The sequence below is a fragment of the Thermosporothrix hazakensis genome (genome assembly GCF_003253565.1).
GTDB lineage: Bacteria > Chloroflexota > Ktedonobacteria > Ktedonobacterales > Ktedonobacteraceae > Thermosporothrix > Thermosporothrix hazakensis.
In genome coordinates, this window is the sequence record NZ_QKUF01000004.1 from 115228 (window position 1) to 140351 (window position 25124).

29 protein-coding genes are annotated in these 25124 nt (G+C 53.5%); 17 read left to right on the plus strand and 12 right to left on the minus strand.

Annotated elements, in window-relative coordinates; genetic code table 11:
- Positions 1-284: 284 nt before the first annotated feature.
- Complete coding sequence (locus tag EI42_RS08675; RefSeq protein ID WP_111320914.1) at positions 285-1139, minus strand: patatin-like phospholipase family protein; 855 nt, start codon at positions 1137-1139, stop codon at positions 285-287.
- Between the two features lie 377 nt (positions 1140-1516).
- Between EI42_RS08675 and EI42_RS08680 the strand changes: the two genes are divergently transcribed.
- The gene (locus tag EI42_RS08680) at positions 1517-2152 is read left to right on the plus strand and encodes a LysE family translocator (protein WP_111320916.1); all 636 of its coding nucleotides are present in this window, start codon (positions 1517-1519) and stop codon (positions 2150-2152) included.
- Between the two features lie 367 nt (positions 2153-2519).
- On the opposite strand, the gene EI42_RS08690 is transcribed toward EI42_RS08680, so the two are convergent.
- Complete coding sequence (locus EI42_RS08690; protein ID WP_111320918.1) at positions 2520-3485, minus strand: LLM class F420-dependent oxidoreductase; 966 nt, start codon at positions 3483-3485, stop codon at positions 2520-2522.
- Between the two features lie 248 nt (positions 3486-3733).
- Between EI42_RS08690 and EI42_RS08695 the strand changes: the two genes are divergently transcribed.
- Entirely contained in the window at positions 3734-4105 is a 372-nt protein-coding gene (locus EI42_RS08695; protein WP_211326085.1) for a TraB/GumN family protein, read from the plus strand.
- A 47-nt stretch (positions 4106-4152) separates the two neighbouring features.
- Here the strand turns inward: EI42_RS08695 and EI42_RS08700 are convergent, their stop codons facing one another.
- Both EI42_RS08700 and EI42_RS08705 read right to left on the minus strand, forming a co-directional pair.
- Complete coding sequence (locus EI42_RS08700; RefSeq protein ID WP_111320922.1) at positions 4153-4830, minus strand: methyltransferase family protein; 678 nt, start codon at positions 4828-4830, stop codon at positions 4153-4155.
- 47 nt (positions 4831-4877) lie between these two features.
- Positions 4878-5606: a TetR/AcrR family transcriptional regulator gene (locus EI42_RS08705; protein ID WP_111320924.1), complete on the minus strand. Its 729-nt coding sequence runs from the start codon at positions 5604-5606 to the stop codon at positions 4878-4880.
- A 775-nt stretch (positions 5607-6381) separates the two neighbouring features.
- On the opposite strand from EI42_RS08705, the gene EI42_RS08710 reads away from it, so the two are divergent.
- Positions 6382-7593, plus strand: coding sequence for an MFS transporter (locus tag EI42_RS08710; RefSeq protein WP_111320926.1), 1212 nt, complete (start codon positions 6382-6384; stop codon positions 7591-7593).
- A gap of 49 nt (positions 7594-7642) precedes the next feature.
- Here the strand turns inward: EI42_RS08710 and EI42_RS08715 are convergent, their stop codons facing one another.
- From EI42_RS08715 to EI42_RS08725, 3 genes are all read right to left on the minus strand, one after another.
- Complete coding sequence (locus EI42_RS08715; RefSeq protein ID WP_170142470.1) at positions 7643-8476, minus strand: LLM class flavin-dependent oxidoreductase; 834 nt, start codon at positions 8474-8476, stop codon at positions 7643-7645.
- A 109-nt stretch (positions 8477-8585) separates the two neighbouring features.
- Entirely contained in the window at positions 8586-8963 is a 378-nt protein-coding gene (locus EI42_RS08720; protein WP_111320930.1) for an OsmC family protein, read from the minus strand.
- 392 nt (positions 8964-9355) lie between these two features.
- The gene (locus tag EI42_RS08725; protein WP_111320932.1) at positions 9356-9790 is read right to left on the minus strand and encodes a GNAT family N-acetyltransferase; all 435 of its coding nucleotides are present in this window, start codon (positions 9788-9790) and stop codon (positions 9356-9358) included.
- Positions 9791-10509: 719 nt separating this feature from the next.
- Between EI42_RS08725 and EI42_RS32405 the strand changes: the two genes are divergently transcribed.
- Positions 10510-10662: a hypothetical protein gene (locus tag EI42_RS32405; protein ID WP_170142471.1), complete on the plus strand. Its 153-nt coding sequence runs from the start codon at positions 10510-10512 to the stop codon at positions 10660-10662.
- A 21-nt stretch (positions 10663-10683) separates the two neighbouring features.
- Here the strand turns inward: EI42_RS32405 and sigZ are convergent, their stop codons facing one another.
- A complete protein-coding gene (sigZ, locus tag EI42_RS08735) occupies positions 10684-11283 on the minus strand; it encodes an RNA polymerase sigma factor SigZ (RefSeq protein WP_111320936.1) in 600 nt (199 codons plus the stop codon).
- A 441-nt stretch (positions 11284-11724) separates the two neighbouring features.
- Between sigZ and EI42_RS33160 the strand changes: the two genes are divergently transcribed.
- The 3 genes from EI42_RS33160 (at position 11725) to EI42_RS08745 (ending at position 14159) form a co-directional block, all read left to right on the plus strand.
- Positions 11725-11916: a hypothetical protein gene (locus tag EI42_RS33160; protein ID WP_211326086.1), complete on the plus strand. Its 192-nt coding sequence runs from the start codon at positions 11725-11727 to the stop codon at positions 11914-11916.
- 424 nt (positions 11917-12340) lie between these two features.
- The gene (locus EI42_RS08740; protein ID WP_246046446.1) at positions 12341-13336 is read left to right on the plus strand and encodes a phosphotransferase enzyme family protein; all 996 of its coding nucleotides are present in this window, start codon (positions 12341-12343) and stop codon (positions 13334-13336) included.
- Positions 13337-13370: 34 nt separating this feature from the next.
- Complete coding sequence (locus EI42_RS08745; RefSeq protein ID WP_137686285.1) at positions 13371-14159, plus strand: MBL fold metallo-hydrolase; 789 nt, start codon at positions 13371-13373, stop codon at positions 14157-14159.
- 10 nt (positions 14160-14169) lie between these two features.
- Here EI42_RS08745 and EI42_RS08750 read toward each other — a convergent pair whose 3' ends face one another.
- The gene (locus tag EI42_RS08750; protein ID WP_111320942.1) at positions 14170-15054 is read right to left on the minus strand and encodes an NmrA family NAD(P)-binding protein; all 885 of its coding nucleotides are present in this window, start codon (positions 15052-15054) and stop codon (positions 14170-14172) included.
- Between the two features lie 105 nt (positions 15055-15159).
- On the opposite strand from EI42_RS08750, the gene EI42_RS08755 reads away from it, so the two are divergent.
- From EI42_RS08755 to EI42_RS08765, 3 genes are all read left to right on the plus strand, one after another.
- Positions 15160-15648 carry a MarR family winged helix-turn-helix transcriptional regulator gene (locus tag EI42_RS08755; protein WP_111320944.1) on the plus strand — a complete coding sequence of 163 codons (489 nt, stop codon included), beginning with the start codon at positions 15160-15162 and terminating at the stop codon, positions 15646-15648.
- 108 nt (positions 15649-15756) lie between these two features.
- Positions 15757-16533: an SDR family NAD(P)-dependent oxidoreductase gene (locus tag EI42_RS08760; protein WP_111320946.1), complete on the plus strand. Its 777-nt coding sequence runs from the start codon at positions 15757-15759 to the stop codon at positions 16531-16533.
- Between the two features lie 129 nt (positions 16534-16662).
- A complete protein-coding gene (locus EI42_RS08765) occupies positions 16663-16905 on the plus strand; it encodes a nucleotidyltransferase domain-containing protein (protein ID WP_111320948.1) in 243 nt (80 codons plus the stop codon).
- A gap of 96 nt (positions 16906-17001) precedes the next feature.
- Here the strand turns inward: EI42_RS08765 and EI42_RS08770 are convergent, their stop codons facing one another.
- Positions 17002-17835 carry an RNA-guided endonuclease TnpB family protein gene (locus EI42_RS08770; protein ID WP_111320950.1) on the minus strand — a complete coding sequence of 278 codons (834 nt, stop codon included), beginning with the start codon at positions 17833-17835 and terminating at the stop codon, positions 17002-17004.
- Between EI42_RS08770 and EI42_RS34660 the strand changes: the two genes are divergently transcribed.
- On the plus strand, positions 17819-18304 hold the full coding sequence (locus EI42_RS34660) for a hypothetical protein (protein ID WP_346268187.1): 486 nt from the start codon (positions 17819-17821) through the stop codon (positions 18302-18304). The two genes, EI42_RS08770 and EI42_RS34660, sit on opposite strands and share 17 nt — an antisense overlap.
- Entirely contained in the window at positions 18301-18714 is a 414-nt protein-coding gene (gene tnpA, locus EI42_RS08775) for an IS200/IS605 family transposase (RefSeq protein WP_170142474.1), read from the plus strand. Before EI42_RS34660 ends, tnpA begins: the two co-directional genes overlap by 4 nt.
- A gap of 36 nt (positions 18715-18750) precedes the next feature.
- On the opposite strand, the gene EI42_RS31880 is transcribed toward tnpA, so the two are convergent.
- A complete protein-coding gene (locus EI42_RS31880) occupies positions 18751-19158 on the minus strand; it encodes a hypothetical protein (protein ID WP_137686287.1) in 408 nt (135 codons plus the stop codon).
- A gap of 121 nt (positions 19159-19279) precedes the next feature.
- On the opposite strand from EI42_RS31880, the gene EI42_RS08785 reads away from it, so the two are divergent.
- Together EI42_RS08785 and EI42_RS08790 are read left to right on the plus strand one after the other, a co-directional pair.
- Positions 19280-20593: a phytoene desaturase family protein gene (locus EI42_RS08785; RefSeq protein WP_170142475.1), complete on the plus strand. Its 1314-nt coding sequence runs from the start codon at positions 19280-19282 to the stop codon at positions 20591-20593.
- Positions 20594-20628: 35 nt separating this feature from the next.
- The gene (locus tag EI42_RS08790; protein ID WP_111320958.1) at positions 20629-21507 is read left to right on the plus strand and encodes an RNA polymerase sigma-70 factor; all 879 of its coding nucleotides are present in this window, start codon (positions 20629-20631) and stop codon (positions 21505-21507) included.
- Positions 21508-21559: 52 nt separating this feature from the next.
- Here the strand turns inward: EI42_RS08790 and EI42_RS08795 are convergent, their stop codons facing one another.
- Positions 21560-22051, minus strand: a complete 492-nt coding sequence (locus EI42_RS08795; RefSeq protein WP_111320960.1) for a ferritin-like domain-containing protein — start codon at positions 22049-22051, stop codon at positions 21560-21562.
- Between the two features lie 255 nt (positions 22052-22306).
- Between EI42_RS08795 and EI42_RS08800 the strand changes: the two genes are divergently transcribed.
- The 3 genes from EI42_RS08800 (at position 22307) to EI42_RS08815 (ending at position 25052) form a co-directional block, all read left to right on the plus strand.
- Entirely contained in the window at positions 22307-22900 is a 594-nt protein-coding gene (locus EI42_RS08800; RefSeq protein ID WP_111320962.1) for a DEAD/DEAH box helicase, read from the plus strand.
- Entirely contained in the window at positions 22878-23954 is a 1077-nt protein-coding gene (locus EI42_RS08805) for a helicase-related protein (protein ID WP_111320964.1), read from the plus strand. The genes EI42_RS08800 and EI42_RS08805 overlap by 23 nt, the downstream gene beginning before the upstream one ends.
- 390 nt (positions 23955-24344) lie before the next feature.
- The gene (locus tag EI42_RS08815) at positions 24345-25052 is read left to right on the plus strand and encodes a restriction endonuclease (RefSeq protein ID WP_111320968.1); all 708 of its coding nucleotides are present in this window, start codon (positions 24345-24347) and stop codon (positions 25050-25052) included.
- The last annotated feature ends 72 nt before the right edge of the window (positions 25053-25124 follow it).

Genomic DNA, 25124 nt, shown 5'->3' on the forward strand with positions numbered 1-25124 from the left:
CAAAGGCAGCACCGGTGATGATGTGATCAGTGCACTGCTGAGGGCAGAAGTCGCCTGAGCTTTGGCTTCGGCATTCACTTCTGTCTTGGGGCATCTCTCGCCCGTCTGAAAGCCCGGTTAGCACTTGAAGGTCTGCTCCCACGCTTCCCATCCTTTCAGCGGGTTCCCACGCATCCGCTAGAGCGCATCGTGAGCCCGCTCCTATTTCGCGTTCAGAGCCTTCCTATTACCCTCTAAACAACGAAAGAGGCGTGTTTCCTATTATGAGAACACGCCTTCTCGGACTAGCGCCACAATGCGGCAATACGCACCACCTCATCACGAGCCTGCTCACGCCCGGCCTTCGCTGAGATCTCTCGCAGCGCGGGATCAAGCGGGTTCCCACCGGCAGCGGCCAGTGCATTCTTCACCACCGCATTTGGTGAGAGCACTTCCACCTGAGCCCCGTTCTGACGCAAGCGCTCTATCTGCTCTTCCAGGCTCTCTACCAATAGGAGAGCCGGTATCTCAGGCTGCACGATAAGCACCTTCTCAAAACCAGCAGCCAGATCTGCATTTGCCGCCGAATAGCAGCCACCATCAATATAGCGTCGTTCCCCAATTGTGACGGGAGGCCAGACGCAAGGGACCGCACAACTGGCCGCTACAGCGTCAATCAACTCAACCCCGGATTCACGGGTGAACACAACACGTTCGCCACTAAACGCATCAACTGCAACGATTTCCAGTCGGGACTGAGGCCACCGGTGAACAGGCAGGCGCGAAACAATCACATTCCGCCGCTCGGCCTCTGGCACTGTTGGCGTGGACAGGGCAGTCTTCCCGAGTTCCCGCATCAATGCACTGCCGCGATGGCCCTCAGAGGTGATCCGGTTAAAGTCTGCAACGATCTGCTGAAAGTTCGGCTGGACATCTATCTCTTTCGCCTGTAAGGCCGGGTCAACCTGCCGCTGAAATAGTTCCTCCATAGAAAGGCCGCTCGTTACCTGTGCCGCTACAGCCGAGCCTGCCGATGTTCCTACGAACAGGTCAGCCTTGTTGATCTCAATTCCGGCATCTGCCAGCCCGACAAGCAAGCCAGTCTCCCAGGCGATGCCCGCAACGCCGCCGCCACCGAGTACCAACGCTCTTTTTGACATATCTATTTTTTACTCCTTTTTTCTTGTAAACGAGAAAAAGATATCTATCTACAGTAATTTCTTTTAGAATTGGAATGAACAAGGAGTCCCGAGAACGAAAAGTTTCAGGCTACAGGTACCATCGATCAGCTATCAGAGCCGTCTGGAGGCAGCCAGAAGAGGCGCTGGATCTGCCGTTTTCATATCCACCCCCGTCTTGGAGCACCCGAGTGCCTCATCCTATAATAAAAGGAGAGCCATTGTCAAACGCTGATACGCCTCCTACAGAGAGAAAGGGCTAGCCGCCGCTTCGCCCAGGAACTGGACTTTATGGAACAGGTCTGTTAGAGTGGAAGAGAAGATAGCGTGTTTTCTGTATTTCAACGAGGAGTTGAAGAATGCCTACCTGGACAACCCTTTCAATCTTTCTGCTGGCAGCGTTGGGCCTGCTCTTTCTTCCAGGGCCCGCTGTTCTGTTTGTGATGACGAAGAGCGTCGATCAAGGCAGGCGGGTCGGTGCAGTCTCTTCGCTTGGCATTGGTATCGCAGACCTCATTCATACAACTGCTGCTGCGTTTGGGCTCTCTGCCTTGCTCGTGACCTCAGCGCTTGCATTCAACGTTGTCAAATATCTCGGAGCTGCTTACCTGATCTATCTCGGCATTCGCACGCTTCTGAAGCGGGATACACCCCATCAGACTGTCAGCGAAGCGTCCCAATCTCTCACCCGCCTGTTCACCCAGGGAATGTTTGTTGAATTGCTTAATCCTAAAACGGCGCTCTTTTTTCTGGCGTTCCTGCCCCAATTCGTTGACCCCGCTCAGGGAAACGTTACACTGCAATTCCTGCTGCTTGGAAGCCTGTACACGATACTGGGCATTTGCAGTCTGACGTTCTATGGTCTTATTGCGGGAACCACAGCCGCGCTGCTCAAGCGGAGTACGACCTTTCAGCGAGTGCAGCGCTACATCACAGGATGCATCTATATCGCTCTTGGGCTGACTGCGGCTTTTGCCAGCACCGAGAAAAAATAGCGTATCGGGAAGATGGAAACCTGCCCATCTTCCCACAATAGCTCGATTGTCGCTCATGGACCACCTCCCGCAGCAGCCGAAAGAAGGCTCGCACCTCTTCCGCATAGAGCTCGGGGTCTTCCATTGCCGCGAAGTGCCCGCCACGCGGCATTTGCTTCCAGCGTGTGATATTCAGGCTTCGTTCTCCCCACTCACGAGGAGGAAGCGCACCGGTTGGTACCTCTATGCGCTCTCCTGGCTTCATCAGAAAAAGGGAGAAAATAGCTCTGGCATCGCTTCCCAGGATGTTTCAGGAGAAAAGCAATCAGGGCCGCCCTCTGCATGTCGCATCGAGACGGACCCTGAAAAGCAGCAGAAGATTGTTTGGTTATTTTCCAATGACATCCTTTGCAAGGCGCTTCAACGCTTCCATGCGCCCTTTTTGCGGCACGAAGAGAATCATTTCCTGAGCGCCTGCCTGCTCATACTCGGCGAGACGCTGCCGAATGGCATCGGGCGTTCCGACCAGGGCCCGAGTACGCAGATATTCAGCGCCGCCAGTATTGCGATCAAGATTGGCGGCCTTCGCGATCTCAAGCGCCTGCTCATCTGTCTCGCCAATGGCGCAATTCAGCATCACCGTACGGCGAATAGTCGAGTAGTCGCGACCAACGCTCTCACAGTGCTGACGAATAATGTCGAACTTGCGCGCAATCGCTTCAGGCTCCATATTGCCAACGTTACAGGCATCGCCATATTGCGCCACCAGCTTGAGCGTGACTTTCTCCCCACCTCCACCAATTAACAGGGGAATGTGCGGCTTCTGCACGCCCTTTGGCTGGTTGATTGCCCCACGAATCTGATAATATGTCCCCTCAAATGAGGCTTCCTCATCACTCCACATCTTCAAAATAATCTGTACAGCTTCGCGTAGCTGTCGCAAACGAATAGGCGCCTCGGGATACTCATAACCGTACGCATTGTACTCGTGCTCATACCAGCCCGCGCCTATTCCGAAATCAAGCCGCCCGTGACTGAGCACATCAACGGTGCTTGCCATCTTCGCCAGAAGCGCCGGGTTGCGATAGCTGTTACACGTTACCATCTGCCCGATACGAATGCGCTTGGTATCGCGAGCCAGGGCCGCCGTGCTGGTCCAGCACTCGAACGTGACCTCCTGTGTGGGAACAGGAACAGTGTGAAAGTGGTCAAAAAGCCAGATAGAATCAAAGCCCAGTTCTTCAGCAGCTTGAGCCGTCTCGGTCATTGTTTCATAAGCTTCAACCGGATCTTTGATCCCCACAAGATCCATACGCCAGCCCTGCGGCACGAGGACACCAAACTTCATAGCCATGTATATCACCTCTTTCGCTCAAAAACGTTACACTTCCTCCTCAAGGATACTACTCAGGGTGCACTCTAAGTCAAGGCTTTTCTCCCTGAGCCTATGAAGTCGTATTAACCTGCCTAATATATTTCTAAATTTACTCTCTTCTTACATACGTATTACTTTATATACCTGAAATATTGAAAGATACAATAAAAAAAAAGAAATATGAGAAAGAGGCATGTATCAGGATACTTCTATCTATTCCATACTTTTTGTCGCCGCTATCATATTTCTGGTGGCCTGCCGGTTCGCACCTCTCCCGGATGCTTGGCACACAGTATGCCATTATCGGTACCGGTGTGGGTGTCTCGAAGGAGAACGGCATAGCCAGCCCCGAGGAAGGAAGCCTTGAGGCGCGGCTGACAGCTCTTGGTGGAGCTGCCGCACTGCTTCCCACATACAACGGGAAGCGGCTCCCAACTACGGAGATTGCGGCCCTCTCGACGCGCACCGGGAGCACGAAGAACACAACGTACTTCCCGCTGAGCGCCGAAAGCTTCACCGACTTCGATTATCTCGCATTCTTTCACGAGACCGACTACGCTCGTGGCGGCTGGCCGCTACCGGATACGCAGGCGCACTAGCAGGTCTGTCTCATGCCGGGTCGCGCTTGATCCGGCATGAGCACCCTTTACCAGAGAGCGGGAATAAGACGGTAACGCACTTTCTGTGTGTATTCCTGATATCCCTGTAAATCTCGTTTGAGCGTCTTTTCCTCATCCAGTATGCGCCAGATCAGGACCGGCAACATCAACGCCAGTGCCAGATAGCCCCACAACGAGCCAAGCGCAGCGGGCACACCAAGCATCATGACAAGCACTCCCAGGTACATAGGATGCCGTACCACGGCGTAAAGCCCTGTCGAGATGACTTGTTGGCCTTCTATCACCTGGATGTTAGAAGCTCCGTAGCTGTTTTCTCTGAAGACAAAGAAGTCAATGAGGAAACCTAGCAGGATCAGCGCATCTCCAAGCAGCGAAACGACGGCAGGCACAGGAGACCAGCCAAAACGATGGTCAAGGACACAGACGAGCAACAGGACAATAGCACCAACAAGTATGAGCGATACGATGATTTTTTGTGCTCTATTCGTTTCAGCTCCCGGCCCGATGCGCTTCCGTCGCTCAAGGAGTTCAGGATCATTGAGCGCAAGATAGATACCTATCGCGTTCGCCGCCCCCAGAAAGACCACAATAAACAGCCACCCCTGCCAGTAATTCAGCGTCCATGCAGGCAGGAACAGCAGAAGAGCAAACACAATCACGCCAAGAAGCAAGGATTGTAATGTCTGAAGAAGAAGGTGTTTCATTGTTCAGCGCTTCTCTCAATTTTTGTTCTTCTCCCAGGAGAAGACTGCTATACATCAACAGCATCAAGACTTTCCCGCGCCGCCTCAACCCAGAACCGTGCCTCTTCAGCATCTGTTCGGGTAAAGGTATTGGTAGGGACACCAAGCACTCGCTCGATTGCCTCCATATACGCCGCGAATGTGGTGACAACCTCTTCAATAATTCGTTCATCGTCATCACGCTCCCGACCGACCGAGAGCAGCAGGCGGCTATGCGTATTTCCCATACTCTGGAGCAGTGCCATGATAATCTCGCCCGTCTTCTCAGGTGAGGGAGCGGTAAAAACGCCCTCCTGAACCCCCTGCCGCACAATCTCGGCAAGCAGAGGCGCACGCTGCTGAAACACGGCCTCATCCACCCTTAGCCGAATCAAGGCGTTCGCATCGGTATACCAGACGCGCCCTATCTTCATCACTTCCACTTTATGCGCGTGTCGCAACTGGTTCAGAGTATCAAAGAACCCCTGTAACTTCTCAATCGCATTCAAACGCGGATCATGGATTAACGACAACAACGGCTTTTCCAATGTCTGCCTGATATGGTCAATCAGGGCTTCCAGTAACGCCTGACGCGATTCAAAGTAGTGGTGAAATGCACCATTGGAAATCTGCACCTCGTTCAGAATGTCCTGAATCGAGATACGCTCGTATCCTTTTGTCAGTACGAGACGTTGCGCCGCAGTGAGGATCTCCCGCCGTCTGGCAGCGAATACCTCTGGTTTCACAGTTCGGGCCATGCTTCTCCTCTCAATAATAAACAGACGATCTGTTTATTAATTTTAACACTCTTACGCTCGCTGTCAAGTAGCAAGGAGATGAGGGGAATCGTTTCGGTTCCTCTCACACCGCTTCCAGCGCCCTCAAACGCTGCTCAACCGGGGCACGAGATTGCACAGGCATCCGTTCGCCATACTACGCAAGAAGTGACATCATCGGTTCTATCTCATCACATACTCGCCGCGGATCCGCTATCCATGCTCGCGAGAGCAAGCAGGAATATCCGAAGGGAGCAGCAGCAAAGCTTCCTCTCAGAAGAGCGATCATTGTGCTTTTGTTCCGCAAAAAATCGAGCGCTTGCTTGCGCGCAACCTTGACATCGCGTCTGACCGACTGGTATACTTTTGGAAGTAATGCCCGGTCATAATCAGAGGGGTAAGCAGCTCTGAGTGCACACGATGCCATTCTACTGCTAGAACGTCCAGACGCACTCTGTCCAGCCATTCTCGCCGCTCTCTTTTCCCAGCTCTATACGATGATTGATTGGTAAAGATCAGCATGATACGCTATGCGGGACCGATGTTCCTCAGGAAACGGAGTTGCAGGAACGTCCGATACGAGAGCCACTCTCATCGGTCAACCGTCTTCCTCATCCCCCCTTTTCACGCCATCCCTGAGCCTTTTATTCAGCGCTTATCGGATTGACCCCTATCTATCTCATGGGCTCTATGGGATACAATCTATAGAAAGAGCACAGGAAACAACTATCATTATAGTGAAAGCCAGGAGAACTTCATGTCATCAAATCAGAAGCCACCACCACGCGTATTTCATGCAAGGCTGGCAGCAGGGACCCTCTTTTTTGCAAACGGCGTCGGGCTCGCAACCTGGGCAACTCGGATCCCTGCCGTGCAACAGGATTTGCATCTGAGTCCCGGCCACTTCGGGCTTGCGCTCTGGGGAATGGCAGCCGGCGCCATTGTGGCCTTTCCATTTACCGGCTGGCTGATTTCCCGCTTCGGCAGTCGCATTGTTTCCACAGTCGTTTCACTCCTTTTTTGCCTGTTTTTACCGCTCCCGGTGCTTGCTCCCAACCTGATTCTCTTATGGTTGGCCCTTTTCGTTCTAGGTATGTGTAATGGCGCGATGGATGTTTCGATGAACGCGCAGGCCGTCTCTATTGAAGAGGAATATGGGAGACCAATCATCACCTCATTTCATGGTCTCTGGAGCATCGGTAGCATTGTAGGATCAGCGATCGGTAGTGTCATGGCCGCCCAGAACATACACCAGCTTCCCCACGTCCTTATTATTGCTTGTATTATCATGGTAGTCTCTATTTGTTCCTGGCGCTGGCTGCTCACCGTATCGCCGACAGGAACCAATCATCCAGCCTTTGCGCTGCCCTCTAAAGCGCTGATCGGCATCGGCATTGTCGCGCTATGTGCCGCTGTCAGTGAAGGCGCTATCTCCGACTGGGGCGCGATCTATCTGCACCAATCGCTTGGCACTACCGCAGCCTTTGCCGCGGCTGGTTTCGCGATCTTCTCGGGCGCAATGACGGTTGCCCGTTTAACCGGTGACAAGATCTCGCATCATCTGGGAGCTGCTAAAACAGTGCGCATCGGGGGCATTATCTCAACGCTTGGCATCGCGCTGGCGCTCTTTGTACCGAATCCAATTACCGTTGTCATCGGCTTCGCGGGTGTTGGTCTGGGCATCGCATGTAGCATTCCGCTGGTCTTTAGCGCAGCGGGGCGCCTGCCCAATATATCCTCAGGTGTGGCGCTGGCAGGAGTGGCAACCATGTCATATGGTGGCTTTCTGGCAGGTCCGCCGCTTATCGGGGGGATGGCCGAGATCTTCACTCTCCGGGGGGCGCTTGGCATCATCCTGCTTCTGTCGATCCTGATGACAGTCCTCGCCTACACGCTGGATCACTCGGCACGGGCGAAGAAGGGCGCCGCAACAGCAAACGAGCGGACCGAAGCTACTATCGGCAAATAAAACAACAGCGGTGCGCTTTGTCTCGGCGCACTGCTGTTTTTCCCGAATGCTAGCGAGGCGCACCCTGCTTAATACGCGTCAGGGCCTCCTCCTCCTGCCTCGGCTCAGGTAATACAAACTCACACCACCATGTCACGCCCGCCTCACGCATTGGCTCCATCCGTTCCCTCGCCTTTGCGCGATCATCTCCCGGCGTCGTGCCGCCAGTAACCAGATCAAATGGTCCTTTATGCTCTTGCTCAAGCATCTCCTTGATCTCGCGAAGCTCAGAAGGCTGGAATTCAGTATACCCGTTCTCATCGGGTAGCTTTGCAGGAACAAAGCCATCCCAACGAGCCGCCCGACGCATTGGAGCCTTGCGCGGCCACATTCCCCCTATCCAGATCGGGATGCGCGGCTGCTGCACAGGTTTGGGCACAAAGGTCACTTCTTTCACCTGATAGTGCTTTCCCTCATAGTGAAAAGGTTGCCCGCTCATCAGCCCATCGAGAATTTCAAGGCCCTCATCCAGCATCTCGGCGCGCTCTTTCGCCTTCTCAACCTCGCCGAAATGCATGTCCTGCGGATCACCCAGCCCAAAGCCCAGGATCACCCGACCATGCGAGAGGTGGTCCAGCGTGATCGCCTCTCGCGCCACCTGCCAGGGCAGACGCGATGGTAGCGCCGTTACCGTGATTCCCAGACGAATCCGTTTCGTGCGCATCGCGAGTGCCGCCAACGTCAACCAGGGATCATAGGTAACACCCTCATCACGCCAGTAGACAAGATAATCCTCCAGAAAGATACCATCCCATCCCGCCTCTTCAGCCGCCTGAGCATACTCAATCAGTCGGTCAACACTTCCACCGATTCCCGAAATGGGTAACACAATACCGTACTGCATCGCATATTCTCCTTCTAGCAACTCCGTTCTTGCTCTATGATACCCACGGTTTATGTCACCCTGTGTCATATTCGGGCCAGTTCCAGGTGAGCAAGCTTCAAGGCAATTCTTACACCTCCTCAAATAGGAGCTGCTTTGAGAGCGTCTTTTTGACCGGGCAGGCGCGCACTTTCTTCAAAACGAGCTGTTTGCTTGCCTCATCAAGATCCCCCACAATCTCGATATGAAAACGGAAAGTAGTGCTTGCTTCTGCGCTGCGATCCAGCTCAACCCGCACGCACACCTCCTGATAGGGAAGCTGCATCGACTCCAATACCATTCTGGTGGTCATATTCAAGCAGGCTGCATACGCGGCTTCGAGCAGGTCGTGCGGTCGAAAGTGCTGCCCGCTCCCCCCCTTATCGGCGGTCGTATCGGCGATGAGACACGCTTCCCCATTTGAAATAGCGGTTCTGTACGCCTGCGGTTGACTTGTCGAGATAACCATATTGTTTCACCTTCCTTAGTACTGCTTTTCTACGCAGTTTACAGGCAGGGACAGGCGTTGTCTAATGCTTTTTTCTCTCTCTGCTGATACGCTCCTCGTATCAATGGCATATTTCCTTTTCGCATACTTCTCAACCGTTTTCTTTTCATACAGGAGCGGAATCGTGATCGCCTTTAGCGGAACTGCCAGAGGACAGGACCACCGCTACTAACTCATGGCGCAAAACGCTGACCTCTCTTCAGCAGGGGCGCGAAAGATCATGAGAGCGGTGGCGACAGTCCGACGGTACCTGCACATGAGAGCAATGTGTTACAGGAAAAAATCTACTATAACGTAATATCTTCGTTAACAGCTCATCAAACGCATATCATCTTGCATTCCCTTTCTCAAGCTTAGAGCTTTTTGACCATCGTGTAATAGCACGAGCCCGGCGGGTAGTCCTCAACCGTCCCGACCACTGTGTATCCATGCCGCTCATAGAAGGTACGAGCCTGAAATTCAAAAGTGGTCAACAACACCTTGCGGGCTCCATGCTCCTGGCCCATTGCTTCTATACGGGCAAGCAGCGAGCTTCCCAGTCCCTGCCCGCGCAGCTCTTCCGGCAGCCAAAAAACATCGAGTTCCAGCCAATCCCAATATTGTTGGGCGGTGATACCACCCTGCCAGCATCCTTCTTGATCCGTGACAATGAGCTGAAGGTGCTTGATGGCATCTCTGGCCTGGCGATGTGGAAGCGAATGCTTGTCGTTAAACGCCTGAAGCTGCTGCCTGAGATAGGTTTCAAACTCAGGATACTCCTTCAACGAAGGGGTGATAGAATAATGCATGGGTTCTCCTCTTCGATACAGGGATAATACGTTTTAGCGGCAAAGAAAGCAGAAAAGGATAGAGGAACTACGCTCGGTACGCATTGGGGAAAGCAGGCCGACAAGAAGCTGCTCATCCTGATGAGAGGGAGCTACTATAGTGGCGCTTTTTCCTCTAGCATGTAAGCATGCGCCGAGCTTACGAGGGGATCACTGTCTGTTGCATACACTTCATTGTACACGGAAATGTAAGAAAAATACAAGGTGAACGCAAGCCAATGTGAACATATGTTGATGCAACAGACATGGAATGATCAGCCCATCAAAGGTTGTGAGCTCGATCTTTCTTCTATAGAAGGTATTCTCTTTTATAGAAGAAAAATCATATCGTGCTTGACATCAAAAGAGTCTTCAGTTTAGAATTGCCTTATTCATCAGAAAGATTTATAGAGACAAGGAAGAAATTTTTATGCTCCTCACACGTTCTTTCCCCGGTCACTTCTTCCTCCCCATTAACAAGTAGCACACCACAATACAACATATTCCACTCTTGCAGACATGCATGTCTTGTATGCCTGACGCCTCTGCCGTTTTGTCACCAGACAGCATAACGAACGAACCTGCTGCGCCTTGATCTGGCGCGCCATTGTCCCTCACCTGACCTTTCCAGCGCATTAGATGTACACACAGAACAAGCACTCTGGCAGCGGCTCCTTGAGAATGAACCGCCTGCGCTGCTGGTGATCTCGCATCGCCCGGAAGTGCTCCGACGTGCTGGCCATATCATTGTGCTGCGTGATGGCGCAATAGAGGCTGAAGGGACGCTTGCCGAACTACTTTTCGGCAGCCATGAGCTTCGTTCGATCTGGTTTGAAGCCGAGGCACAGCAATAAGACAGACGGAGCGGGCATAGCTCACTGCCCCGTGCATCTCTTCTGCACCTGAATGCGTTCGCAACAGGTGCAACGTGGCTGATAGTTGATAATATGGCCGCGCCGGTCAAGCTCAAAATGGCAACATTCAAGCAACTCCTGCTTGAGCCGCTCACGCGCCCGCTGCACACGCGATTTCGCGCCCGAGAAGGAGAGGCCAAGCCGCTCACTGAGCTCTTTTTGCGATAGCCCGTGATACTCGGTCAAAACGAGCGCTTGTCTGTCTCTCTCGGGCAGGTTCATCACCATCTGACGCACGCAGGGCAATAGCTCGCTCACCACATCGTCATCAGGCAGTTCATCAAGCAAGACGTCCTCGTCCAGAGGGGCGGTTATGAGCTGGCGACGATACGCGTCGATGATGGCATTTCGTGTCAACTGATAGATCCAGCATTCCAGCTTTTCCGCGTCCCGCAGCGTCTCAATGCGCTGATGAACCTTGAGAAAAACATCCTGTAGAATATCCTCCGCTGCAACCGGGTCCGGGACTCGCTTTTGAATGAAGCGCAACAGTGGCACATGGAAGGCATGCCATACCTGCTCGGTTGTGAGAGCGCTCCCGATATCGTGTTGAGATAACACGGTCTTTTTCCTCCTGACTGCACAACTTTCACTACAATGGACGCACCTTCTCACCAAAAGACGCAGCGAGCGAGAGGTTGCCCGGCGCACAGGCTCACAGAGATACGAGAAGGACAACGAGCAGGTCGGTAACTGTTTGCGGAGCAGCTCGGACCACCGGCACGCAAACAGACCATAGCTTACCCTCACATTGTACCATTCATTCGAGAGCAAGGCCCAGAGAGATATCAGTCAGGATGGTATGGCAGTACAACGAATGCTTCTCGGTATCTTGCTATTTCTCCGAGAGTATGGTATAGTGTAGCCCATCAACTATCCATGCAGCTCCATTGATCTTACTTCGGAGAATCGCTGAATCCACCGATTCGCTTCTTTTTGAAGAAAGGCGAATGTTTAGAGCGCATAAAGAACAAAGTATCATGCTCTCTAACTGCGGTGGTTATGTCAGACTGTGAGGGGTCGTTCGATGCATGCATCGAACGGACCTTTCGGACTGAACAACCACTCTGGTTGAAGGTCGTCACCAATAACCCTCTCTACAAGGAGGTCAAAGATGTGCGAGCAGTGCGAGCAGGGAAACCACGCCAGCTGCCCCAGCCAGCAGATGGAAGGGTCGCAGCAGGTGTACACTGACGGACAGGGATCGTACACGATGGTCACTACCACGATCAAGTGCTGTGATGGCACTGTGATCAACCAGTACAACCACAGGCAGTAAGGGCATGACAGCGGGACGCGGGGAATGACGCCTCTCTCTACAAGAGGGTGGGCGGTTCCTCGTGTCCCGTCTACTTTTTTCTCCCTTTGATACACATGCGCGAAAGCTGGAGTTGCTCCACTATCCTGAGGCAACTCGGCGAGCCAGTTGTGTGCCATATGTTTCATCGACACATCCTCCCTCCAGTATGCTCATGTCTTCTTTTCTCGAAAAGCAAGCAATAGAAGCCTTCCCCCTGAAGCAAGCGACCTCACCGACTTCTAGCCCTTTTGTGCCGCAATGCTTGCCCATACGCCTGTTCTATGGCACAATAAAAGAAAAGAAAGAATGAGTCACACGATGCGAGAACAACCAGCACTTACAGAAACACAGCTCCTCTCCTGCTTGCAAGAACAATATGGTATAACACCCGTTTCGCTCGAATATCTTCCTGTAGGGCTTGATACCAATGCCGGAAAATATCGCGTGGAGAGCAAGCAGGGGGTCTCATATCTGCTCAAGGTGAGAACGGGAGCGCTCTATAAGCCGAGTTGCGTTGTTCCCGCCGTACTACAGAAACAGGGAATCTCAGCAGTCGTTGCACCCTGTCCTACCAGCGACAACACCCTGTGGACCACCATCGAGGGCTGGACATTGATGCTCTATCCTTTCCTTGATGGCGACACAAGCTGGACAGGCATAACCGACGATCAATGGAGAGAGACAGGGCGTATCTTCAGCCAGATTCACCGGGTCTCGCTTTCGCCCGACATCACGGCGTCGCTCCGTCGGGAAACGTTTGATCCAACGGCATACGCTCGCTGGCTGCGGACGTTCGTGGTGCAGAAGCTCCACACGTCCGATAGTCCTGCTGCTCACGCTTTTCGCGCCTCGTGGAAGCTCCACCAGGTCGCGATAGAGCGGGCCATCAACGCGATGGAAACGCTGGCGACCGCACTTCAGCAACAGGCGCTTCCATTGGTGCTCTGTCACGCGGATCTGCACCCGGCCAATCTGTTACGAGATCGCTCCGGGCGCGTGTTCGTGCTCGACTGGGATGAAGTGATGTTGGCACCGAAAGAGCGCGACTTCATCTTTATTGAGCATGCCGGGTCACCTTTCTTTCAAGGGTATGGAATGATGCCTATCAACTGGGCCGCGCTCACCTATTACCGCTATGAACGCGTCATTCAGGACGTGATTGAGTGTGCTGATGAGGTGTTTTTCCGGGATGATTTAAGCGAGCAGAGCAAGGCCGAAGCAGCCAGCTTATTTCACGCTGTTCTGGCAAAGGGGGGTGAGATTGAAGCGGCTCTGGAGGCGGCGGCACATCTTCCCTCTGAGCTCTCTCTGTAGAGCAGCAATACACCATTAGAAAGGATTGTTATTCTTGACCGCTATCACCTTCTGGGGAACCAGCGATTCCAGAGGCGTTCCCCGGCTGCTCTGTACGTGCGATGTCTGCATACAAAGAGCGCCCAGAAATGTACGCATGCGCCCCTCGATTTCGGTACACACAACCGGGGGCCCGATCCAGATTGACTTTTCGCCCGATTTCCGTCAGCAGTTCTTGCAGTTCTCGTCCGGGGAGATTCCTCGCAACGTGCTGATTACGCATCTGCATAACGATCATATCGCGGGGCTCGGCGACTTCGGGGACCTCTGCTTCTGGCATCATGCACCCGCACGCATTTTCAGTCCGGAAGAGATGATCACAGGCCTGCAACAAAAATTCGCGCACCTGACACCGGAACGCGGAATTGAAATGGTCGCCACACGAGAACTTCAGCTTGCAGAGTGGCAGATCACGTTCCATCAGGTTCAACATGGAGCGAACGGCTATTCGTACGCAATTCGCTTTACAGGCCGTGAGAGCACCTGGGCCTACATGCCCGATGCCTTTCAGGTGACAGATGAACAATTCAAGCCGCTACAGCATTCGGACCTTCTGATTCTGGGAGCAGCCTACTGGAAAGAGCAGGCTGAGCCGCACCAGCGCTCTATTTATGACGTTGAAGAGGCTCTGGCAATCAAGCAGCGCTTTGGTATCAGGCACATGGTGCTGACCCATCTCTCACATGATATCGATATCCCGCGCTACGCGGAGCGGCTCCCGGATGGTGTCATGTTCGCGTTTGACGGCCTGGTTATACAGCTTGAAGCGCTTCTCAAGCCGTGAGAGGAGCGTATCAGGTCCATTCCTGCGTCTCCCAACGCATGCGATAATCAGCAACAAATTGTTCTAGTGTCGTCGCGGGCCGTCCCAGGAGTGCGGGCAGTTCATCAGTCATCAGAGCGTTCTTGCCAAGCCGCGTTAACGTATAGACGATAGTCATAAAGAAGATGACATCCCAGGCAACGCCACGCCGCCATAGACGTTGCCAGAACTGGAACATGCTCGGCCTGGCATAGCGAATCGGGCGCTGTAGCACCTTCGAGAAGACCAGCGCCACCTGGAAGAAACTCAGCCGCTCGGGGCCGGTCAACGTATAGGACCGGTTCTTGAAGCGAGCGGGATCACGGAAGATGTCGAGGACGACTGCCGCCACATCGCGCGCGTCAATAAAACTGGTCAGTCCGTTGCCAGCCGGGATAAAAATCTCGTTGTGTTCCGCGATGTCAATACCATGTGTTGAGATCCGACGACAGAGATTCTGCATAAAATAACTGGCTCGTAGAAAGGTATAAGCAACGCCGGATCGCTCAATGTGGCGCTCAACGTGATAATGTGGAATCACCGAAGACGCATCGGCGCCCGGTACTGTCACATAAACGATATGCTGACATCCCGCCTGCACGGCAGCATCAATAAAAGGCTTCATGCGGGTTTGCACGGTGCGAGGATGAGGCAGCGGGAACAACAAAAAGAGCATCTGAATGCCATCTAGCACCGCGCCCCAGGTCGAGCGATCATCATAATCGAAGGCAACACAGGGGGCATCCTGTCCATACAATGCACGAAGACGTTCGGGATTATGGGCCGCGATCCGAAAAGGCATAGCAGGCCGCTGATCCAGCAACAGACGCACAACTTCAGCGCCAACGTTGCCGGTTGGTCCGGTCACAACAATCATCGATATACCTTCCTTCTCCTGTATGCTATACTACATAAGAGTTATCTTCCTCTGAAAGTATCTGCATGAGGAAGATATTTTGACTTTAACATAAAGGAGATAGCCATGTCAAGCGAGCAGCAACCACAGTCCAATACGAAGGAAACATTTCAGCAGGAGATACGCCAGTTCGTTGCGGAAGCCGTCTTTTTCTTTGAGAAGATTGGCGAGCGCGCAGGCTTGCATGCAACCGATTTGCAATGCCTGAACCTTCTCAGCTCCCTCGGCCCGATGACCGCCGGCACTCTTGCGAAACGAACCGGCCTGACCACGGGAGCCGTTACCCGCGTCATCGATCGTCTGGAGAAGGCAGGGTACGTCCAGCGAGAACGCTCAGAGCGGGATCGGCGCACCGTCCTCATTCGTCCTCAGGCGAAAATGGCAGAGCTTGACGCGTTCTTCGAGCGATACTTACAGCAGGCGTGGAGCGAACTCTATGAAAGCTATGGACCGCACGAGCTGGCCATTATTCTCGATTTCCTGCGCAAAACACACCCGCTGAACCAGCAGGCGCTTGCTCAACTCCATCGAGATACTGCCTCTTTCCCGTCCTGAAAGCAACTGTTTACAGACGCGGCCTGATCCCATTATAATGCGATTGAGCTGCAACTGCTCCCCGCTTTCTTTGAGACGGGAAAGATTTTTGAAGGTGAACATAAAACGATGTTACAGAATAAACGGATCATCGTGACCGGCGCGACCAGCGGTATAGGTCGGGCGATCGCGCTCGAGGCCGCCCGGCATGGCGCAGATATCGCGTTCTGTGGGCTGACCGAAGAGGGAGCCGCCGAGGTCATTCATGAGATAGAGAAGTGCGGGCGCCGCTCCTTCTTTCGTGCGCTCGATCTCAGTAATCTTGACGAGGCCCGCCGCTTCACACGCGATGCCATCGCATTTCTGGGGGGCCTGGATGGCGTGGTGAACAATGCGGGCGCGAACTTTTTCCACAGCGTCCTGAAGGCAAAGCTGGAAGATGTGCAGCGCTGCTTTGCCGTCGATTTTTATCCCGCCTGGGCGATCTGTCAGGAGGCCTATGAGGAGCTCAAGGCGTGCGGAAATGGCATTATCGTCAATATGGCCTCTATTCATGCCGAACGCACTTTTGCGGGCACATTCCCCTATAATGCAGCAAAGGCGGCGCTCGTTGCCCTGACAAAATCACTGGCAATTGAATGGGGCCCGGATAACATCAAAGCGATCGCCATTGCACCCGCAATGATTATGACCTCACAGCTTGTAGAAGATTTCAACAGCTCACCTGAGGCACAGGCAGAACTCAGGCGCCTTGAAACGCACTACGCGGTACGAAGAGCAGGCACGCCCGAAGATGTCGCCTCCCTTGTGACTTACTTATTGAGTGGCGTCAACCAGTTCCTGAGCGGCACCACCATCCATGTTGATGGAGGCATCAATGCAATTATGGAGTCTCCTCGCGAATAACCTCTGAAGCAGTCCATCTCTATTTTTCGCGCCTGGCACAATACATATACAAATAGACAGAAATATACCATTGTCATCGACCGGGAACAGCAACGGGGCTCACCCGGTCCTCACCCAAAGGAGCTGTATATGTCGCAACCTGTTTCCCCCTTTCCCGCCCGTTTTCTCCCGGCCATCCGCGCGCTTCTCCAATTACAGCAACACGAACGCTATCTGGGAGCCATCATTTTTGGCTCGCTGGCACGCATGGAAGCAACCGACAAAAGCGATTGCGATGCAAAGGTTATCGTCAATGAAGAGAATCCCTGTTCCAATATCAATCATCCAAGCATCGGCCGGGGTCAAGCTAGACCTCACCTTCCTCTCGCTTGAGCAATTACGCAAGCATACCAGAGAAGAAATGGAGCGGGCCGAACGCATTCCCATCATCGCGAAGTCAATCATTCTCTTTGGTGACACTCCCGTCCCCTAAAGGGTGACGGGCTTCTGAGAAACATCAACGGGATAGCCTGTCTCCGAAGAGACCGTATCCGCGATACGTGGTTGAGCCATTGACTCTCTCAGACAACAGGGGGGCGTGTCTGCCCTACTACTACTTCGCCTGGGACGCTGCCCAGGGAGACGTAGATACGTGAAGGAACGAGGAAACTCCACTTGAGAACCACAGGCAAGCTGATGCATATTCACCGAGCCGACGAGGTCTCGGTGTCCCTGAAAGCCGCAAGCGCGGCATGCCCACTGTCTTCCCTTGGGCTTGTGCTTCTGCCCACAGACAGGACACTGGCTCGATGTCCCTCGTTCGGAGCCAGTGAAGCTCATGATGTGAGCGGCTTTGGCCTTATGAGTAAGGTAGTCGATATCACGACCATATTCCCACAACGCCATCCGTTGATTCTGGTGTCTGCCATTGTTCTTGTTGCGGACACCATGAGGATTCCCGATGAAGAGAGTTCCAACCTGTTGCTCAACACAGAAATTGATCACCTTGCGGGTGGCCTTGTGCCTCATGTCACGGATACGGCGTTCAGCACGACGACACTGCTTGTTTTTGGCGCGTTGCAGCTTCTTCCATCGGCGCGAATAGTGCTTGCATCTGGATTGCTTTTTCGCAAGCTGACCCAGGTGCTTGCTCCTCTGCCGTTTGAGGGAGCGGATCCCTCGCCCAGTCACGATCATGGCCACTGCTGTGTTGGTGGTGACAGCCGCCAGGTGGATTTCCCCCCAGATCGACGGTGGCCTGCACCGTGCCTGGAGCTTCTTCTGCTTGCTGCTGTTCGACACAGACATGCAGCTCAAAGCCATTGTTCCAAACCAGGCTACATGCACCACTGTTTTCAGGCAGGTCGAGAGGCAGGACCAGGGAAGGGCGCCCCTTGCCCATTGGCAGCACCACACGCCCACGCTCACGCGAGACGGCCTGAGCAGGCCATTTGACTGGATAGAAGCGTTTGGTGCGCCAGGGGTATTTCATCTGCATCTGCGGATGACGTTGACGCAGTTTGCTCGTGGTCTCAATGGTGGCAAGAAAAGCGGTAAACACCTGCTGAACCGATTGGCTGTGCAAGGCAAACCGGCCCCTGGTAGCCTGGTGCAATGCATTCCGCCCCGGCCATCTGGTATGTCCCATACGCGCAGTTTTGTGCATTTCCATACGCACGTTCCATATCTGCGCCGACTCCATTTGAGCAGCTTTACAGCGTTGGAATTGCTGATAGGACAAAGCATTCAGTTGGTAGATTTTTACCGTTTTCACGGGAGAATGATATCATGAATACAGGTCGTTTGCAAGTGGGTAAAACCAGATATGCCCACTCCTCTCGTGCCTACCATCTGGTATGGATCCCACAGGATCGGCGTCAGCTTCTCACGGGAGAGGTGCAAAAAGAGACGAAATGCCTGATGGCAGAATGTTGTGAACGACAAGGCTTGACACTCTTCGCACTGGAGACGGATGAAGATCACATTCACGAGTTCATCAGTGCACCGCCACGTTTGAGCCCTGCCTTGATTGCCAACCATTTGAAAGGAGACGCTTCTCGTTTCCTGCGTGTGAGGTTCCCTCATCTCAACAAAGTCAGCGGAAAGGAGCACGGATGGACCAGCAGCTCTAATGTGAGGACAGCAGGCAACGTATCAGCCGAGACCATCAAGAGGTACATCGAGGAGTGTCAGGGAAAGTGAGAGCGCCGTATTGATAAGACACGGCAGCTCCAAAGCCTACAGCAAGAGGCAAGAAAGGCGCAACCCAAAAAGATACGTGACAATGAACTGCAAATGCTGCACTTCATGATCTTTCATGGCAACGATAAAGCCGAAAGGAACCTGCACGATGATCCCCTGACGGCGCTCCTGGTGATGCATGTCGGGCTCAACGACTTCCTGCACTATCATTACCAGCTTTGCGGGCGCTGGTGGGTCAGCAGCAAGCGGCTGCTTGCCGATCTGCGCACCTGGGATCCCCCACTTGCTCACCTTGTCGAGCAGTTCGTCAGCACAGGCGAGGTACAGGCCAAATTCGCGTACTGGCGTGCTATCATTGATCACATTGTAGAGCCACTCGGAGGACATCAACCCTTCTACGAAAACAACTGCACCTGCCCTATCTGTCAGCGCGATCTCGCTCATCTGCTTTCTTTTTCACAAGATGGGCAAAACATCTGAGGAATGTGTCACAAATCTCACCCCCTTTTCGTCATCATTTGCAACAAAGGACAAAGAACATCAATACACGAAAGGGATTGAGAATATGAACACAGAACAACTGACTGTCGCAATCGTTGGTGGAGGTTTGAGCGGACTCAGCGCCGCTACCTATCTGGCACGCGCAGGTGTTCAAGTCACCTTGTTTGAAAAGGCCGCTCACCCGGGAGGCCGCGCCGCCTCGCAGCGGTATCAGGGGTATTCGCTTAATCGTGGATCGCATGCATTCTATTCAGGCGGAAGCGCTTCTGAGGTGCTCCGAGAGCTGAACATCACCTACCCCTATAGCTCGCCAGCAGCCGGGGACCTCTTTCTCCTGGAACAGGGACGCTTCGAGCCCTTTCCAGCAACGGCGGGCACGATGGTCAGGACAAAGGCGCTTGATCTGCTGGACAAACTGGAACTTATGCGCGTGCTTGCGACTTTCTCGACCGCCGGCACCGCACATATCAGCGTACAGGAATGGATACAGCAGAGCTTCCGCCGGCCACAGAACCGATACCTGATAGCAGCAATTGCCCGGACCTATACCTATAGCGACGCGCTTGATCTGGTGAGCGCCGAGGTCTTTATTGACAAACTGCGTCGCTCCCTCTTCCACCCGGTTCACTATATTCAGCACGGCTGGCAAACGCTGGTAGACGCGCTACAGGCCCAGGCAGAGCGCTACGGAGCCCAGATCAAAAGTGGAACACGCGTCACCGGGCTTGTACGTGAAGGCAATCGCGTGCAGGGGGTGCGCCTGAGCGATGGGAGAGTGTTTTCGGCAGATGCCGTCATCGTCGCGACGACACCCAAAGAGGCTGCCAGAATCATCGATGTGCCTTCATTCCAGACGCTTGCTGATAGCCTGCTCCCGGCACGTCTGGCAACGGTAGAGGTCGCACTTAGCCGCCAACCAGTGCAAGAGCACACGATTGTGCAAAGCCTGGATCACCCGGTTTTTATGAGCGTACAATCTCACTATACCGAGGTCGCACCAAAGGGAGCCGCTCTGATTACCGCCTTTAAGCAGCTTTCGCCGATAAAGGCCACCGATCCCGAGCAGGATCTACAGGACCTCGAAGCGGTTCTTGATGCAGCGCAGCCCGGTTGGCGAGAGGTCCAGGTAAAGAAGATCTATCTACCGCACATCGAGACGGTAGGGACTCTTCCGCTTGCACGTAGCGGTGGTTTTGCCGGAAGGCCAGATTATCGCCTGCCAGAACTCACGAATCTCTATCTGGCCGGTGACTGGGTCGGCTCGGAGGGCTTCGCGACTGATGCCAGCCTGGCAAGCGCGCGGCGGGTCTCGCGCCTCATCCTTCAGGCAGGATCCTCGCTTTATGCGGAGCAGCGTCAGTTGTCCCTGGCGAGATAATAAGATATAATGAGGAGAAAAGGTAGAAGTATCAGATGAAAGATCCAGAAGAGACAACTCGAATATTCAATCAATACCGATTACTCCTCACCTCTATCGCCTATCGCATGCTCGGTAGCTATACAGACGCTGAGGATATCGTCCAAGAAGCATTTGTGCGTTGGCTTCAGGCCAGTGATACCGAGATGCAGACGCCGAAAGCGTATCTTACGACCGTTGTGGTGCGTTTATGCATCGACAAGCAACGGTCGGCGAGCGCTCGGCGAGAGGTCTATGTTGGTCCCTGGCTGCCCGAGCCCGTTCTGACCGACACCCTGGCCGAGAACGTAGCTCGGGCGGAGTCGCTTTCGTTTGCCTTCCTGCTGATGCTGGAACGCTTGAACCCGGTGGAGCGCGCTATCTTCCTGCTGCACGAGGTCTTTGATTATAGCTATACAGAGATCGCCGAGATTGTGGGCAAAAGCGTCGCGAACTGTCGCCAGATCCTGCATCGAGCCCAACAACGCCTGAACCGGCCACAGGCCCGTTTTCCCGTCCCGCTAGAAGAGCAGAAAAGCATGCTCGACCGCTTTACCCGGGCGACGCGAAATGGTGATGTCGAGGAGCTGTTACATCTGCTGGCAGATGATGTGGTCTTCACAACTGACAGCAATGGCAAGACGAGGGCAGGACTCAGGCCAGTACAGGGAGCAAAGAAGGTTGTGCGCGGCATGCTCGGCGGTATGCGCTGGTATCCAGCAGATATGCAGATCATTCAAGTAGAGCTAAACGGGCAAATTGCGCTTCTCGGTCAGCATAATGGCCAGATTCTCGCCGCGATGCTGCCGGAGATCGTCAATGGACGGGTGCAAAATATCTACCTCATCACCAACCCGGATAAGCTGACGGCGCTCAAAGCAGGTGTGATCTTCTAATAGGGGCAAAAAAAAGAAGAGGCGTCCGGCAGACACCCCTTCTCAGTCGCAGTTAACGAGCTTTCACCACCTGCGTCATGGTCTGCTGTACCACCGCTGGCAGATTCTGCTGTAGCCAGCGGGCCATCTCCTCTTCATCGCGCAGGATCCGCTGGCAGACCTGAGCAACCTGCGGCTCGCCTGCTGCCTGTGCCGCCTCAATCAGTGCGGAATAGGAAGCGATCTCAAAATGCTCTGCCGCGCAGTCCGCAAGGGCATTCTTGACCATCTCGTCACGAGCAGCGCCGGTTGAAACAGCCTGCATCTGCCCGAATAGCTTCGCCATGCCTGTCTTCATGGCAGAGGTGCTTCCGCCGAGGCTCTCCACACACTCCTTCACCATCTGTGCATGCTGGCGTGTCTGCTCAAGATGCTCCTGAATCTTTATTTGCTCCTGCGGATAGTCCTTCGCATCTTTCACCTGATGCTCCAGAACCTGAATCAACGCGTTTTCCATTCCATAAGCATCGTTGAGCCAGGAAATGAGAAGATCTTTCCCTACCATACGGTTGCGTCTCCTTTCTTGAACTTCCTATGCCACAATAGAACGTCCGCTCTTTTTTGCAGAAAAGGAAGAACTGAACGGAATTTTCTTTTTCACTTCGGTCTTTTATGGACGGAGGTATCACGATAAACATCGAAGAAAGGTAACAGAAGGGCGCATCTTCCATGCAAGCCAGAGAGCATAAAAGGAAACAAAAGAAGACAGCAAGCCGTGTTGAAAAGAGAGCACCGTACATCAGGAGGCACAGCAGATCTCATGACAAAAACACAAACGCTAGAACGCATTCGCCAGCTTGTACAGCAATCGTTCGGCTATCAAAACGCACGACCGGGACAGGAAGCCGCAATACAGGCACTTCTTGAGGGTCATGATACATTAGCGGTGATGCCAACAGGCTCCGGGAAATCGCTGATCTATCAGGTAGCAGCCCGGCTGCTGAAAGGTCCAACGGTGGTTATTTCGCCACTGATCGCCCTGCAACGCGATCAGGCGCAAGCGCTTGAGGAACTTCCCGCCGGAGAAGCTGCACAACTGAATTCCGCTCAGCCCGAAGCCAAGCGCCAGGAGACACCGGACAGTTTGCAAGAACAGAAGCTGGAGTTTTTGTTTCTGGCTCCTGAGCAGTTCGACAATGAGGAGACGCTTGCACAGGTCAAGCAGGCACATCCATCGCTCTTTGTCGTTGATGAAGCACACTGTATCAGCGAGTGGGGGCGTGATTTCCGCCCATCCTATATCCGCCTGGGAAGCGTTATCGAGGCAATCGGACATCCGCGAGTTCTCGCGTTGACTGCCACTGCTGCGCCACCGGCCCGTGAAGAGATCGTTGAACGACTGGGGATGCCATAACCCACGCGTCATTGTCCGGGGCTTTGACCGCCCGGAGATCTGGCTTGGTGTCGAAACCGTCCATGACAATACACAGAAGAAGAAGGCCCTTCTGGACTCTATCGCGGATGTTGAGAAGCCCGGCATCGTCTACGTTGCTACCCGCAAACATGCAGAAGAGATTGCCGCAACACTCAATGAGGCAGGCATCCATGCAGCATTCTATCACGCCGGCATGAAGGCCAAAGAGCGCGAACAGACCCAGGAATCGTTTATGCAGAACGCGATCGAGGTTATTGTTGCCACCAACGCCTTTGGAATGGGGATTGATAAACCTGACGTGCGCTTTGTCTTTCATTATGACATTTGCGACTCTATCGATGCCTACTATCAGGAGATCGGACGAGCCGGACGAGACGGCCAGCAGGCTCGAGCGCTCCTCTTCTACAATCCCAAAGATGTGGGGTTGCAACAATTTCTCGTTGGAAGCGGCTCGATTGAAACGGACCAGGTACAGCGGCTTCAACGAGTACTAAAACGCGCAACCAGGCCGATCGATCCCGAAACACTCAGTAAGAAGCTGGATCTTCCTTCGGGGAAATTGACGCAGATACTGCATCACCTGGGAAAAGCTGGTGTCGTGGAAATCACCCCCACAGGGGAGGTGCTCCTGAAACAAAAACCTCAGAATGAAGCCGAAGTCGCTCAGGAAGCCAGCCAATCTCAGGAGGCCTATCAGCGCTATGTGCATTCGCGAGTCGAAATGATGCGCTCCTATGCCGAGACGACAGATTGTCGGCGCAAGTACTTGCTTAATTACTTCGGTGAGGAATATCAGGCTCCTTGCAACTTTTGCGACAATTGCGAGGCCGGTACCACCTCCAACGAGCAGGAACAACACATACCCTTCCCGCTCAACAGCGCAGTCGAGCACCCGAAATGGGGAACTGGACAGATTGTGCGTTATGAAGGCGATACCCTCGTTGTCCTTTTCCAGAGCGTCGGCTATAAATCGCTCTCACGATCGGTGGTGGGTGAAAAGCAGCTCCTCAAGCCGGCACAACGCGACGCGTGAACCATTCAGCCTCTGGAATCAGGCGCAGCTCACTGAAGGTCTGAAAGAGCTCCCGAAGCGAACCTTCGCTATCACGGACCCGCTGAAAGTCTGACTGCCCGATTTTGGTCGTACTTGAGATACTATCCCGATCCAAGCCAAAGGCGAAAAAAGGCTTTACCTGATAAAAAGCAAATAAAGGGCAGGAGTTGACCTCAACACATTGCAAGACGCAGAAAAATAGCGTATACTCTAGAAAAGATGTTTTTCAGAGAAATAGGGCAGATTATCTGAGCAGTGATGGGTGCAAGGGATTTACATTTTTCTATCATTCAAACGAGTGTTGCTGTTTTTCCCGTATACTTACATCGCAAGTAGAGCACGTTCTAGCGAGCATTACGGAGGTTTCTCTTGAAAAAGCAGCTCCTCACCTATGGGGTCGTGTTCCTGTCTCTGGTACTGGTTCTCCTGATCGTCCTCGGTTGGTCCTCATTCAGTCCGCTGTTACAGTGTCTCTTTCTCCCTCTCGGCTTCCTCCTGGTGGCCTTTGCTTTGATCCTACTGTTTCATCCAAAGGTGCTCACGGTGCCGCTCCGTCGCTCCGTTAAGCGGTCTACCAGGCGCGTTTCTCCACGGCCTGCACCGGCTCCTCCCCCGGCGAGCCAAAATGGACATACTTCTGAGATTCCGCGTACGCTTCAGGACGTGTACAGGCTCAAGCCAGAAGAATTTGAACTCTTCTCGGCGGCCCTTGTAATCGCTCAGGGAGAGCATCGCTTTCTGGAACATTGTGGCAAGACCGGAGATCATGGGGTGGATACCAGGCTGCTCAATCAGTTCAATGATCTGGTCATTGTCCAGAGCAAGCGCTATGCGCCAAATAAAAAAGTTCAGGAATCAGAGGTGCGAGATTTTCTGGGAGCGACATATGACAATCGCGCTGTCTACGGGTATTTCGTCACCACCTCTACCTTTACCAAACCCGCCCGACAGTGGATCTACAAGCATACTGCACGCATTCGCACAATTGACGCTCCGGTGATTGAAGCATTACTTCAACAGAAGCGGCCTCAGATCATCCAGGCACTCCAGGAGATCAAGCAGCAGCAAAAATTGTAATATCGATATCTCTCATTGCCAGAAAGCGCATTCTATGAGAAAAAGGCCGATGCACAAGAAGGTCATCTAAAG

What these genes read in the sequence shown, in the direction of transcription:
- EI42_RS31880 (WP_137686287.1), bottom strand. Translation starts at nt 19,158, where the DNA reads ATGAGCGAGATCGCGCTGACAGATAGGGCAGGTGCAGTTGTTTTCGTA.
- EI42_RS08785 (WP_170142475.1), top strand. Translation starts at nt 19,280, where the DNA reads ATGAACACAGAACAACTGACTGTCGCAATCGTTGGTGGAGGTTTGAGC.
- EI42_RS08715 (WP_170142470.1), bottom strand. Translation starts at nt 8,476, where the DNA reads ATGCAGTACGGTATTGTGTTACCCATTTCGGGAATCGGTGGAAGTGTT.
- EI42_RS08800 (WP_111320962.1), top strand. Translation starts at nt 22,307, where the DNA reads ATGACAAAAACACAAACGCTAGAACGCATTCGCCAGCTTGTACAGCAA.
- EI42_RS08750 (WP_111320942.1), bottom strand. Translation starts at nt 15,054, where the DNA reads ATGATTGTTGTGACCGGACCAACCGGCAACGTTGGCGCTGAAGTTGTG.
- tnpA (WP_170142474.1), top strand. Translation starts at nt 18,301, where the DNA reads ATGAATACAGGTCGTTTGCAAGTGGGTAAAACCAGATATGCCCACTCC.
- EI42_RS08700 (WP_111320922.1), bottom strand. Translation starts at nt 4,830, where the DNA reads ATGAAACACCTTCTTCTTCAGACATTACAATCCTTGCTTCTTGGCGTG.
- EI42_RS08755 (WP_111320944.1), top strand. Translation starts at nt 15,160, where the DNA reads ATGTCAAGCGAGCAGCAACCACAGTCCAATACGAAGGAAACATTTCAG.
- EI42_RS08725 (WP_111320932.1), bottom strand. Translation starts at nt 9,790, where the DNA reads ATGCATTATTCTATCACCCCTTCGTTGAAGGAGTATCCTGAGTTTGAA.
- EI42_RS08790 (WP_111320958.1), top strand. Translation starts at nt 20,629, where the DNA reads ATGAAAGATCCAGAAGAGACAACTCGAATATTCAATCAATACCGATTA.
- EI42_RS33160 (WP_211326086.1), top strand. Translation starts at nt 11,725, where the DNA reads ATGTCAGACTGTGAGGGGTCGTTCGATGCATGCATCGAACGGACCTTT.
- EI42_RS08720 (WP_111320930.1), bottom strand. Translation starts at nt 8,963, where the DNA reads ATGGTTATCTCGACAAGTCAACCGCAGGCGTACAGAACCGCTATTTCA.
- EI42_RS34660 (WP_346268187.1), top strand. Translation starts at nt 17,819, where the DNA reads ATGCAGCTCAAAGCCATTGTTCCAAACCAGGCTACATGCACCACTGTT.
- EI42_RS08770 (WP_111320950.1), bottom strand. Translation starts at nt 17,835, where the DNA reads ATGGCTTTGAGCTGCATGTCTGTGTCGAACAGCAGCAAGCAGAAGAAG.
- EI42_RS08765 (WP_111320948.1), top strand. Translation starts at nt 16,663, where the DNA reads ATGTCGCAACCTGTTTCCCCCTTTCCCGCCCGTTTTCTCCCGGCCATC.
- EI42_RS08690 (WP_111320918.1), bottom strand. Translation starts at nt 3,485, where the DNA reads ATGGCTATGAAGTTTGGTGTCCTCGTGCCGCAGGGCTGGCGTATGGAT.
- EI42_RS08680 (WP_111320916.1), top strand. Translation starts at nt 1,517, where the DNA reads ATGCCTACCTGGACAACCCTTTCAATCTTTCTGCTGGCAGCGTTGGGC.
- EI42_RS08675 (WP_111320914.1), bottom strand. Translation starts at nt 1,139, where the DNA reads ATGTCAAAAAGAGCGTTGGTACTCGGTGGCGGCGGCGTTGCGGGCATC.
- EI42_RS08740 (WP_246046446.1), top strand. Translation starts at nt 12,341, where the DNA reads ATGCGAGAACAACCAGCACTTACAGAAACACAGCTCCTCTCCTGCTTG.
- EI42_RS08795 (WP_111320960.1), bottom strand. Translation starts at nt 22,051, where the DNA reads ATGGTAGGGAAAGATCTTCTCATTTCCTGGCTCAACGATGCTTATGGA.
- EI42_RS08705 (WP_111320924.1), bottom strand. Translation starts at nt 5,606, where the DNA reads ATGGCCCGAACTGTGAAACCAGAGGTATTCGCTGCCAGACGGCGGGAG.
- EI42_RS08760 (WP_111320946.1), top strand. Translation starts at nt 15,757, where the DNA reads ATGTTACAGAATAAACGGATCATCGTGACCGGCGCGACCAGCGGTATA.
- EI42_RS08710 (WP_111320926.1), top strand. Translation starts at nt 6,382, where the DNA reads ATGTCATCAAATCAGAAGCCACCACCACGCGTATTTCATGCAAGGCTG.